Annotated in this window: 9 protein-coding genes; all 9 read right to left on the bottom strand. The window is 61.4% G+C overall.

Going from position 1 to position 12621, the window contains the following annotated elements; all coding sequences use genetic code 11:
• Positions 1 to 92 precede the first annotated feature (92 nt).
• Entirely contained in the window at positions 93 to 2771 is a 2679-nt protein-coding gene (locus PA598K_RS16925; RefSeq protein WP_128658097.1) for a helix-turn-helix domain-containing protein, read from the bottom strand.
• Positions 2772 to 2802: 31 nt separating this feature from the next.
• A complete protein-coding gene (locus PA598K_RS16920; RefSeq protein ID WP_128658096.1) occupies positions 2803 to 4386 on the bottom strand; it encodes an extracellular solute-binding protein in 1584 nt (527 codons plus the stop codon).
• A 120-nt stretch (positions 4387 to 4506) separates the two neighbouring features.
• Positions 4507 to 5379 (bottom strand): carbohydrate ABC transporter permease, encoded by an 873-nt coding sequence (locus PA598K_RS16915; protein ID WP_128658095.1) that lies wholly within the window; start codon positions 5377 to 5379, stop codon positions 4507 to 4509.
• Positions 5380 to 5428: 49 nt separating this feature from the next.
• Positions 5429 to 6436 carry an ABC transporter permease gene (locus PA598K_RS16910; RefSeq protein WP_128658094.1) on the bottom strand — a complete coding sequence of 336 codons (1008 nt, stop codon included), beginning with the start codon at positions 6434 to 6436 and terminating at the stop codon, positions 5429 to 5431.
• A gap of 488 nt (positions 6437 to 6924) precedes the next feature.
• Positions 6925 to 8091 carry an MFS transporter gene (locus tag PA598K_RS16905; protein ID WP_128658093.1) on the bottom strand — a complete coding sequence of 389 codons (1167 nt, stop codon included), beginning with the start codon at positions 8089 to 8091 and terminating at the stop codon, positions 6925 to 6927.
• Between the two features lie 134 nt (positions 8092 to 8225).
• On the bottom strand, positions 8226 to 8672 hold the full coding sequence (locus PA598K_RS16900) for a GNAT family N-acetyltransferase (protein WP_185602039.1): 447 nt from the start codon (positions 8670 to 8672) through the stop codon (positions 8226 to 8228).
• Positions 8673 to 9097: 425 nt separating this feature from the next.
• Positions 9098 to 10216 carry a pentapeptide repeat-containing protein gene (locus PA598K_RS16895; RefSeq protein WP_260405454.1) on the bottom strand — a complete coding sequence of 373 codons (1119 nt, stop codon included), beginning with the start codon at positions 10214 to 10216 and terminating at the stop codon, positions 9098 to 9100.
• A 70-nt stretch (positions 10217 to 10286) separates the two neighbouring features.
• Entirely contained in the window at positions 10287 to 12122 is a 1836-nt protein-coding gene (locus tag PA598K_RS16890; protein WP_128658091.1) for an ABC transporter ATP-binding protein, read from the bottom strand.
• A partial coding sequence (locus PA598K_RS38010) for an ATP-binding cassette domain-containing protein (RefSeq protein WP_260405453.1) occupies positions 12119 to 12621 on the bottom strand: 503 nt, incomplete at its 5' end. The genes PA598K_RS16890 and PA598K_RS38010, both read right to left, overlap by 4 nt.

Below are 12621 nucleotides of genomic sequence, written 5' to 3'. Positions count from 1 at the left end.
CGTCGAGATCGCCGCTCTCGCTGCCTCTGTCGTAGCTCCCCGGCTCGATGCGCAGCAGCTCCATGCCGATCGCATTGCGATAATGCCCTCCTTCAGGAAGGTGTCCCTTGGTCACGTCCCTCATCCTTTCGTATCAGCTTGCGATAATCGTTGGGCGAGACGCCTTCAAGCCGCTTGAAGGTGCGGAGGAACGTCGTCCGGTTGTAAAATCCGCACTGCTCCGACACCTCCGCGATCGTCTGCTCGCCCGCCAGCAGCTCCTTGGCCCGCTCGATCCGCAGCCAACTGATGTAATCCGTCAGATTCATATCGTACTTGCCCTTGAATACGCGCGAAGCGTACTTCATCGAGACGCCCATCTGCTCGGCGATCGACTCCAGATACAGATCCGAGGTGTAATGCGCTTCGACATACTGGCGGATCGTCTGCGCCAGCTCGGCCGAGCGGCCGGGCGGCCGCTGGCTGCCCGCCTCCTCGTCGGCGATCGCGTGCAACAGCCGCAGCAGCAAGGCGCGGCTCTGCCCCAGGTCCTCCGGCCGCTCGCAGGCGCTAGCGATCCGCGCATGCTCCTCGCCCGCGAGCAGCTCCTCGGGGTCCATGCCCCGCTCGCGGGAGTAGCGCAGCGCCGTCTCGTACATCTCGCCGAGCAGCAGCGCCCGCACCCGATACGGCGCGCTCCGCTTCTCCGAGCGCTCCAGCAGCTCCTCGGTCAGACCGGTCAGACCGTCCTTGTCACCGATCTTGAGCAGATTGAGCAGCCGGTTCTCATCGGCGAACGAATAGTGCGCGCCGCCAGTTCCTCCAGCTCCTCCGGCGCTGCCCGGATCGTCGGCATATCGGACCATGAACGGCGGGCCGTCCTCGATCGTATGCAGCGCCGTCAGCGCCTCGCGATACGAGCGGGTGATGCCCTGCAGCTCCTCATGATGCTTGCCGACGCCGATGTGGATGCGACAGTAAGCCCAGTCATGGATGAAGGTCTGCACCAGCCGCTCCAGCCCTTGCTCGATGCTGCTGCGTGCACCGTCTGCGGCGGTGTTGACGACGCATAGGAAGTTGTTTTTGCCAGACTCGAGCACGTAGATCGTCATGAAGTCGCGGAGCAGCCCGTCGATGATCTTCTTGAGCTTGCTCTGGATGACGATCCGATCGACATCCTGGATGTCCTGATAGAACGGCGGCAGGAACTCTACCGAGACGACCAGACAGACGTAGCCCGATTGGTCAAAGGCGAGCCGCTGCCGCATCGTCCGCACCAGCTCCTCATCCTGCTCGGCTCGCCGCTCGATGCCGTGCATGAGCTGGATCAGCGACTGATCGAGATACTCCTGGGTGAGCGCATGCAGCTCGTGCTGGTAGCGCAGTCGATAGGAGATCAGCTCATGGATGCCGCTGCCGATCCGTTGCAGGTCGCCGGCATGGGCGCGGCTCTGCTCGCCCCAGTTGAGCCCGCTCTCCTCATGGGCCAGCACCTCGCCTAGCTTGCGGATCGGGTTGTAGATGCGGAAGGAGAAGACAAACGAGAATAGCCCGCCGATCACGCACAGCAGCACGCAAATGCCCACGATCAAGTCGAGCATCCCGGAAGCCTGACGCCGATATTCGTCGACCGGGGTGAAGGCGTAATACGTCCAACCGTACAGTCCGCTCGTCACCGAGGCGACAGTGTAGGAGACAGCGCCGACTCGCAGCTCGGTTGCCGGGTCTGCCGGTATCCCGCTGTCGCTCTCCAAGCGCGACTCCTGCTCCGCACTTACATCCGCTCTCGCAGCGGTCGCGATCTGCGCATCCGTCTCCACTCCTACTGCCGCCAGACCTGTCTGCCGCAGTCCCGTCCCCGCATCGCTGTACACGCTCACCTCTTGCGCCAGCTGCAGCGCCGGGTCCCCACTCATCATGCTCTCGCTCGCCCTATGCAACTCCTGCTCGGCCGACGCGAGGCGAACCTTCGCATCCCTTCGATCAGGCAGTTCCCCATCCGCACGAGCAGGCAGCTCCGCCACGCCGCCGGATTCGCCCCGGATGACCCGGAGCGCCTCATCCGCCGCGAAGTCGGGGTCCGAGCTAAGCACGCGCTCCCCCTGCGCATCGACGACGACGACCTGATTGACCCCGCTGTCCAGGATAACCTCCATCGTCCGCAGCAGCATGCGCTCGCGTATCGTCGCCACCATCACAGCTGGATAGGCGCTGTCCCGATTCGTCGCGATGAAGGAGATGACCCGCTTCGTCCCGAACGAATTGTGCACGGTCGTCGGATAGAGGATGTCGATGGACGAGCGGCTGTCCAACTGCTCGCGCCAATAGTCGGCATCATAATCGAGATAACGGTAGAACTTGCCGAAAAACGAGTCGAAGTTGTTGAGACCGCTCCCCGTAAATACGCTCCGGTCATCGGCATAGACGAACACCTCGTCGATGAACCGGTTGAGACTGTAGCTCGTGCGTCCGACGCTCTGCGGCAATAGCTGCAGCTCGCCCAGGTCGGCCTCGGTATAGGCGTCTCGGGGCTTGAGCAGCCGCTTGACGACAGGATCGCCGAAGAAGCCGACGCCGGATTCGTGGATCATCTGCAGATAACCGTCGATAGCGTCGGCCGAGGATTGCAGGTTCATCGTCAGCTTATCCTGATAATCCCGCTTGAACTCGTTGACATAGTTGGTATACGAGAACACGCCGATAATGATGACCAGCATCAGCAGCGACAGAAAATAGAGGAGGATCTTGAAAAACAACTTGTTCACGCTTAGCAAAGCGAGCCACTTCGTCATCTCAAGTTCCTCCCCTCAGTCGTCAATCAGATTAGGACGTCCGTTTGTATGCGTCGTTATAAATCTGCTCCAACTGCTCCGCTCCGGCTTCGGACATTGCCGCAGCCCAGGCGTCGAACTCCTCCAGCGGCTTGGTGCCGATGATGAACTTCACGACATCCTGCTCGAGCACGGACAGCTTGGTCGTATAATCCTTGATCCGCTCGTTCTCCTCCTCGGTGAAGGATGGCGCCAGTCCCGGCACGATGACGGCGCCCGGGTCGGCCACCAGCTCCTCGCCCCAGCGGACGAGATCCGGCGGCGCCATCTGCTTGGTCGGCCCTTCATCCACCCGCACGGCCAGCGCCAGCAGTCCCGCGCCGATCTCCGACATCATGACGCGCGCCGGATCGGCAGCGTCCTTGTACTGCTCCAGCACCTCCGGCTTGATCTGCGGCTGACCATCCACCAGCTCATACGTCTCGCCCTCGACGCCGTAGTTGGTCACCGTCGTGCCCTCCTCGCCGTACATCCAGTCGAACATTTGCAGCAGCGCCTCGGGGTCCTTCGTCTTGGAGCTGATGACGTAGTTGTCGACGAGCCAGCCCTTCGGATACAGCCAGCCGCGGATTTGCCCCTTCGCATTGGCCAGATAAGGCAGCCGGTCGAAGCGCGCATCCGGGTCGGTCTCCTGCAACGTCGTATTATAGTTAACCGCGAACTGATTATTGTCATAGTAGAAAAACGACTTGCCCGTGCTCAGCTTCTCATCCCAGTTCTGCTTGGTATTGACCGCGAAGTCGGGATCGAGCAGCTTTTCCTTGTACAGCCGGTTCAGATAGGTCAGCACGTCCTTGAACTCCGGCTTGTTGGTGCCATAGAAGTACGTGTCGCTGTCCGGATCAAGCGTCATGCCGTAGCCGCTGCCCATCCCAAATGAGAACGCATCCATGAAGGACATGCCGCGCGTCGTCCACGGATAGGATTCGGGATGCGCCTGCTTCATCGCCGCCAGCACCTCGTACAACTCGTCGAAGGTCGTCGGCGCCGCCAGCCCCAGCTCCTCCAATATATCCATCCGCATCAGCAGCGTCTTGCCGCCTTGAATCTTGAACTTCTCCGTGATCGGCAGCGAGTACAGCTTGCCGTCGATGAACAGCTTGTTGATCTCCGGGTTCTCCTCGATCGCCGCCTTCAGATTGGGCAACTGATCGAGATAGTCCGAGATGACGACGAACATCCCCGTCCCCGCGAACTCGGCCACTTCCTTGGACTCCACGCCCATAATATCCGGAATGTTGTTGGTCGCCAGCAGCGCCCGCTTCTTGTCGACATAGTTGCTGCCGGGCACCGGCTCGAGCTTGATCGTCACGCCCGTCTGCCGGGCAATCTCGCGCAGCACCGGCGTGTCGGTCTTGATAACCTGGGACGGATTTTCGCCCCGCATCATTCGCACCGTCACTTGCTTTGGTCCTTCCTGCTGCGGCGTCGACGCGCCTGGCGTCTGTCCCGCATTGCCGCCCCCATTGCCTCCGCCGTTGCTGCCTGCTCCATTGCCCGCGCCGCCGCTGCATGCGGAGATGAGCAACGTGAAGACGATGCACAGCGTCATCCAGTACCCTTTGCGCTTTGCCATTGTTGGATCGCCCCTGTCCTCTTATAAGTTATTATTATTCGAGCCTCCCGCCAGGTCAACCGGCTTCTTGCTGGAAGCGGCTGTCACTTGCCCGCCAGGCGGGAGACAGAACAACCGCGTTTACCCTTTCAGAGAGCCTACCATGACGCCTTTGACGAAGTACTTCTGAATGAACGGATAGATCATCAGGATCGGCACGACAGCGATGACGATGACCGCGTACTTGATATTGGTCGCCGTCACGGCCGCATAGACGCCGCTGATCTCCTGCGACTGGCTGGACATCTCGCCCATCACGACCATGTTGCGCAGGATGATCTGTAGCGGGAACTTGGCCTTCTCATCGAGGTAGATCATCGCCGGGAAAAAGCTGTTCCAGTGGCCGACCGCGTAGAACATCGCCATCGTCGCCATCACCGGCTTGGAGAGCGGCAGCGTGATCCGCACCAGCGAGGTGAGCTCGGAGGCGCCGTCGAGCGCCGCCGATTCGTACAGCTCGTTCGGGATGCCTTGGAAAAACGTCCGCATAATGATCATGTTCCAGACGCTGATCGCGCCGGGGATGACGAGCGCCCACATCGTGTTCATCATCCCTAGCTTCTGCACGAGCAGGTAGGACGGGATGAGACCGCCGCTGAAAAACATCGTGAAGACGATCATCAGCGTAAAGAAACCGCGTCCGTAAAAGTCCCGCTTCGAGAGCGGATACGCGCACAGCGTCGTGCAGATCAGATTGATCGCCGTGCCGACGCTCGTATAGAGGATCGTGTTCAGATAGGAGCGTCCGATCGACGGGTCCTGAAATACGAGACGGTACGTCTGCCAGTTGAAGTCCACCGGCCAGAAGCCGACCTCGCCGCGCATGACGGCGCTGCCGCCGCTGACCGAGACGATGAAGATATAGTAGATGGGATAAAACGTGACGAATACCAGCGCCAGCATGAAGATGATATTGGCTCCATCGAAGAGCCGGCTGCCTAGCGAGCGTCTCATCCTCCTCGCCTCCTCTCGTGTGCCCTACTCACGTTTGCCATACTGACGCTTACCATAGGCTGGTCTCGCTGACGCGGCGACTGAGCGTGTTGCCGATCGTCAGGAACACGAGCGCCACGACCGAGTTGAACAGGCCGACGGCCGTCGCATAGCTGAAGTCGCTCGACACCAGACCCCGCCGGTACACATAGGTCGAGATAATGTCGGCCGTCTCGAAGTTGGAGCCGTTGGAGAGCAGCAGCACCTTCTCGAAGGACACCGCCATAATCGCGCCGATGCTGAACAGCAGCATGATGATAATCGTCGGCGCGATGCCGGGCAGCGTCACATGCCACATCTGCCGCCACCGATTCGCCCCGTCGATCGTCGCCGCCTCGTACAGCTGGCTATCGATGCCGGAGAGCGCCGCCAGGAAGATGATCGAGCCCCAGCCGATGCCTTGCCAGATCTCCGAGCTAATGTAGATCGTGCGGAACCACTCCGGCATCATCAGGAAGTGGATCGGCTCCATCCCGAGCACGCCGAGGAACTGGTTGATCAGCCCCTCGAATGAGGCGAAGTTGACGATAATGCCGCAGACGACGACCGTCGATAAGAAATGCGGCAAGTAGCTGACCGTCTGCACGAAGCGCTTGAACAGCGCGTGCCGCAGCTCGTTGAGCAGCAGCGCGAGGATAATCGGCGCCGGGAAGGCAAACAGAATCTGGTAGAAGCCGATCAGCACCGTGTTGCGGATAAGCTTGTAGAAGTACGGGTCCGACAGGAAATTCCGGAAATGCTGGAGGCCCACCCACGGACTGCCGGCGATGCCGTCGAAGACGTTATAGTTTTTGAATGCGATGACGATGCCGAACATGGGAATGTAGCAGAAGATGATGAAGAACAAAAACGGAATGACGAACATGGCATAATAGTATCGGCTCTGCTTGAGCTGTCGCCAGACCTCCCTCCAGCCGCCTTTGCGCGGCTTCCTCAATGCGTCCCGATCGGGCGCGGGCTGCTGGGGCTGCTGCACGCCCCCGTTCGCTGAGGCAACCTCCGGTACAGTCACGGGCATCCACCTCCCTCGATTGATTGCCTCCATCGTAACGGCTGGTGCCCCGCGCTGCCTATTCGCAGTAAGGGATGGCGATGATGCATCTCTCCCACTCCCGACGCATGATGCATCTGTCTGCATGATGCATCTGTCTACCCCTGTGGGTGGCTAAGCCTGGTTGTAGGAGGTGAAGCGAGGTTACGCTTCGGGGCGAGACGGCAGCGCTTCTGGCTGGGGCGCTAGGGGAAGGAAGGTGCGCTGCTGCGGGTCGAGGTGGCGGTTCCGGGGCGTTAAGGGAAGAAAGGAACGCTGCTGTGTTAATGGCAAAGAGACCGTGCCTCCTCTCAAGTAGAGAAGGCACGGTCTGAGTGGTGTCCCGATAATCGGAACTGCAGTCCGATGCAGGAGCAATGCGACCTGATACAACGGGGACCAACCCGAACCCGCAGCGAAAGCGCGATGAAGAACGTAACGACGAGCGCCGGGAGACGAGCGCTCCCGGAAATGCCTCAGTCGCCGGAGCGGATCGAGATTTTTGCTTGCAGGCTGCCCCCAACGATGATCTGCAGCGTCATCATGACGAGGACAGCAGCAGTGAGTCCGTACAGGGCGAGCTGATAATTGCCCGTCCAGTCGAGTGCGCGTCCGATCAGCAGCGGCCCCGCCGCACCGAGGAAATATCCGCCGCCCTGGTTGAGCGCCGACCAGGAGCTCACCTCCTCGGGACGCCGGGTCACGATGAACGGGAGCAGCAGCATGAGCGGGAATAATCCCCCGGCGCCGATCCCGACCAGCAAGCCGCCGAGCAGCGGCGAACCGCCCGCGAGCAGGACAGCCAGGCCGACCAACTCGCTAACGCTGCACAGGACGAGCCATAATGCCAGTCGCTGAAACTTGGCAGCGAGCCAGCTAATGATGAAACTCATCGGCAGTTGGATCAGCGTAAACACGGTGAGGATGACGCCGCCCTGCTGCTTGGTATAGCCCATCGACTCAGCGATCGGCGCTAGCCAAGCTGTCATGGAATAGAAGATGCCTGCCATCAGGCCAAACATCATCGTGAGCATCCACGCTTGTTTGTCCCCTAGCGGCAGCCGGTAGCCAGTTGCACTCGGAGTTACCGGAGCCGGACGGGCTGCCACCATCCCCCAGCAGAGGACGGCGGCAGCGGCCAGCAAGCCCCAGCTTGCCAGCGCCTGCTGCCAGGAGCCGCCCAGCCATTCGTAGAGCGGCACCGACAGCCCTGCGGCCACCGCCGCGCCGAGCACAAGAGATGCCGAGTAGACGCTGATCATGAGCGAGCTCTTGGCGAAGCGCTGGCGGATGAAGCCCGAGAGCAGCGGTCCGGCGATGCCGACGCCGACACCGGACAGGAACGCTGTCAAGATAAGCAGCGGCGCCGACGTGGCAAAAGCCCGAATCCCTGTAGCGACGCCGATCAGCGCCATCGCTCCAAGGATCGAGCGCTCGGTGCCGAAGCGGCGGCCAAAAGTCACGGCGAGCGGTGCGAATACCCCCATGCAAAGCACCGGAATTGAGGTTAGCAAGCTGACAGCCAGGCCGCTCATGCCGAGCTCATCCTGGAATGCGCCCATGAGCGGCGGCACGGATGTGATGACAGGCCTCATATTAAGCGAGGCCAGCACGATAGCAATAACGAACAATAAAATAGGCATCGCTGGTATTTCCTTTCGAGAGTACACCCTTGCTATGGAGCAGGCGCATCTATGATGAAGTAAGGAGAGACGCAAGGCCCCGCCGGTCAATGCGACCGACGGGGCTGCTTGCATAATTGCCATACAGGCCACAGCTAGCCCGAAGCTTGCTGCGACCAGGCCATCACATACTCAGCCTCGCCAGTGTTCGGATCTGTGCAGTTGTCCGTGACGACAAAGCCTTGTCTTTTGTAAAATTGAACCGCCGTTTCATTCTTCTGATACACCTGTAAGTCCAGGCTATCGCGCAGCGTCATGGCATGTCGCAACAACTCTCGCCCGAGACCGCGCCCCTGCGCCTCTGGTTCGACGAACAGGGCCGCCACGCGGGAGTCCATCAGAGAAAGGAAGCCTGCCGGTGACTCTCCATCGCTACCCACGATCACGTATGTCTCTGCCGCAGGCAGATACTGCTCAGCCATTGCCTCGCGCTGACCTCGCCAGTACGAGGCCGGTATAAAGTCATGCGCGATCAGCGAACCTCGCTCCCACACCTCGACGAGCTGTGGAATATCTGTATCGGTAGCCGGTCTGATGTGCATCTGGGTACGCCTCCGTGTCCTGTTATGTAAAAATACCTTCATAACACCATACCGAATCGCTGCGCTTTTGGCAACCCTCGGACAGGTCATGCGCGAAAACCGCATAAACATCGTCATCCGATGCAAATGAGACCAAGACCATCGCCATCAGCTATCAAGTACCAGGCAACCGGGCTACGGACCGCCCGATGCGCCAGCGTAACTCTAATTTGTAGAGTTATTCGGCACGCGGACCGACCGACGCGCCGCTGTAACTCTAATTTGTAGAGTTATTCGGCATGCGGACCGACCGACGCGCCGCTGTAACTCTAGTTTGTAGAGTTATTTGGAACGCGGATTGCCCGACGCACCACTGTAACTCTAGTTTGTAGAGTTATTCGGCACGCGGACCGCCCAGCGACTATCGCTGGCACTTCGCCCGACGCCTACGCCCCGCTCCAATGCTCCGGCCGCTCGAGCCCGGCTGGCAGGCGCGTGCGCGCGTCGCCCTTGGCGGAGCGGACCTGCAGGCGCGTCAGGAAGAGGCTGTCTCGTAGGTCAGCGCCGCGCAGGTCCGCGTCCCGCAAGTCAGCGCCCAGCAGATCGGCAGACCGCAGATCAGCATCGCGCAGGTCGGCGGCGATCATAAACGCCCCGCGCAAATCCGCGCCGAGCAAGTCGGCGCCACGCAGGCTAGCGCCGATATAATCGCCGCTCAGCGCGCGGCCTGCCTGGCGCCGGTGCCTGCCATTGCTGTTCCCATGCTCCGCTACTTGCCTGCGGCTGCCACTACTCCCATGCTCGGTTGCTTGTCCGCGTCCAGACATACGCTCTCTTCCGGCGTCGCGCCCGCGTTTGCCAGCATCGTCCGTGCCAGGCCGATTCCCCGCAGCCTGGCGCCTCGCACCATCCGCGCTTCCTCCTCGCTGCTCGCCATCCGCGCTTCTTTCTCGCCCCGCTCCATCTACGCTTTCCGCTCGACTCGAGCCGCCCGCGCTTCCCGCGCGCAGCGCACCGCCTCCGCTCCCCGCGCTCGCCTGCAGTGCGGCCGACCGCACGCGCACGCTGACGCGGCGCAGCAGCTGGCCGACGCTGGCGCGATGCGCAGCCACGTCGAGCGCCAGTAGCGCTTCGACGGACAGCTGCGTGCGCGCTTCCGTCTCCGCGAGCGCTTCGCGCAGCTCGCGCTCCAGCTCCGCCGCAGCAGGCAGCGTCAGCGCCTGCCCCAGGTAGAGCAGCATCTCGTGGAGCTGCTGCATGACCGGCAGCAGCGCATACATCTGCGCGGCCTCCTCCGGGTGCGCCAGCGGCGAGCGGCCGCCGAACGTGACCTGCGACAGGTATTGCCCTGCGCCGTGGCAGTCGTATACCGTGCAGCCCCGCAAGCCGCGATCGCGCAGCTGCGTATGGATGCCGCACCGGTAGTCCCCCTGCAAGTTCCGGCATGGCTCGCCGGACGCCTTGTTCATCGAGAAGTCCGCCGACTTGGCGAACGGCAGCGCGATGCAGCATAGCCCAAAGCAGCGCTCGCAGTCGCCGTAGAACCGTCCTTGCTCCTGTTCCATTCGTACCTCCGTCATTCGAGTTTCGTTGTCCCGCCTGAAACTTATCGTACCAGCTCAATCGCGCTGCGATCTAAGCCAACTCGGGCTCCGGCTCCAGGAACTGGCTGTTGTACAGCTCCGCATAGAAGCCATGCTGCTCCAGCAGCTCATGATGCGTGCCTTGCTCGATAATCTCGCCCTGATTCATGACGAGGATCAGATCGGCATCCTTGATCGTCGACAGTCGATGCGCGATGACGAAGCTGGTGCGTCCGTGCATGATCGCCTTCATCGCCCGCTGGATATTCATCTCGGTGCGCGTATCGACGCTGCTCGTCGCCTCGTCGAGGATGAGGATGCGCGGATCGGAGATGATCGCCCGAGCGATCGTCAGCAGCTGACGCTGCCCCTGCGAGATGTTGGTCGCATCCTCGCCGAGCACGGTATCGTACCCGTCAGGCAGCTTGCGGATGAAGTCGTCGGCATAGGCCGCCCGGGCTGCTGCGATGACCTCCTGCTCGGTCGAGCCTTCCTTGCCATAGGCTATATTGTCGCGGATCGTGCCGTTGAATAGCCACGTATCCTGGATGACCATCGCATACTCGGAGCGCACCTGCTCGCGGCTCATCTGGCGATAGTCGGTCTGGCCGATATGCAGACTGCCGCCGTCGATCTCGTAGAACCGCATCAGCAGATTGATCATCGTCGTCTTGCCGGCGCCGGTCGGACCGACGATCGCGATCGTCTGCCCCTCCTCCGCAGCCAGATTGAGCCCGCGGATGATCGGCTGGCCTGCCTCATAGCCGAAGCTGACATCGCGGAACGTCACCCGTCCGTCGATGGCGCCTGGTTGGAGCTTCGCCGGCGTCTCGCGCTGCTCCTCCTCTTCATCGAGCAGCGTGAACACCCGCTCCGCCGAGGCGAGCGCCGTCTGGATCATATTGGAGATGCCGGCAGCCTGGATGAGCGGCTGATTGAGCTGCTGCGTATACTGGATGAACGCCTGCACGCCGCCGAGCGAGATACCATTGCCGAGCACCAGGATCGCGCCGACGATCGTCACGACGACATAGCCAATGTTGCTGACGAACATCATGAGCGGCATCATCAAGCCCGAGAAAAACTGCGCCCGCCAGTTCGCCTGGAACAGCCGGTCGTTCATCTGATCAAACGAGCCGATCGCCTGCTTCTCGTATCCGTATGCCTTCACCACCTGATGACCGCTATACATCTCCTCGATATGACCATTGACGCCGCCAATCTCCGCTTGCTGGCGGATAAACTGCTTTTGCGAGCGCGAGGCGATGAAGCGGATGATCAGCGCGCTGAGCGGCAAGGTGAGCAGCGTCACCAAGGTTAGCCACGGGCTGATCCACAGCATCATGATGATGATGCCGACAACCGTGATGATTGAGGTGATAATCTGCATGAGCGCCTGCTGCAGCGAGTTGTTGATGTTGTCGATATCGTTGACCGCGCGGCTGAGCAGATCGCCATGAGCGTGCTTGTCGAAGTATCGAAGCGGCAGCCGCGACAGTTTCTCGTTGACCTCCTTGCGGAGGCTGGCGATCGTCGTCTGGGCGACGCCGGCCATCACATACTGCTGCAGAAATGTAAATACGGCCGAGGCCAGATACAGACCCGCGAGCAGCAGCAAGAGGCGATTCAAAAAGTCGAAGTCGACGCCGCTGCCGGTCGTAAAGCTCTCGTACAGCGAGGTTGTGGCATCGCCGAGCAGCTTGGGGCTAATGACATTAAATAAGGTGCCGAGCAACGCAAGCAGCGCAATCGTCAAGAGCCGCAGTCGCATCGGCTTGAGATAACCCATCAGACGACGCAGCGTCTTCTTGGCGTCCTTGGGCTTTTCCCCCGGCCTCATGGCCGCGCCGCCGGGTCCGCCGGGTCCTCCTCCTCTTGGTCCGCTCATGCGCTCTCCTCCTTCGTCTGCTGGGATGCGACGATCTCCTGATAGACCTCGTTGGTCGCCAGCAGCTCGTCATGCGTGCCGACGCCGGCCAGCCGGCCTTCGTTGAGCACGATGATCTGATCAGCTCCCTCGACGGTGCTGATCCGCTGCGCGACGATTAGCACGACCGCGTGGCGCAGCTCCTGTCGCAGCGCGGCCCGCAGCCGGGCGTCGGTCTTGTAGTCGAGCGCCGAGAAGCTGTCGTCGAACAGGTAGATGTCCGCCCGCCGCGCGAGCGCCCGAGCGATCGATAGCCGCTGCTTTTGGCCGCCCGACAGATTGCCGCCGCCCTGACTGACCTCGCTCGCCGAGCCCTCCTCGCGGGCATCGACGAAGTCGGCTGCCTGCGCAGTGACGAGCGCATGGCGCACCTGCTCGTCTGTGATCCCATCGTTGCCGAACCGTACATTGTCCTCGATCGTCCCGCGGAACAGCGACGCCTTCTGCGGCACATAGCCGA

The sequence above is a fragment of the Paenibacillus sp. 598K genome, from assembly GCF_003851045.1.
In the GTDB taxonomy this organism is placed as follows: Bacteria; Bacillota; Bacilli; order Paenibacillales; family Paenibacillaceae; genus Paenibacillus_D.
The sequence above is the reverse complement of the archived record's forward strand: the minus strand, read 5'-3'. Positions and strand labels throughout refer to the sequence as shown.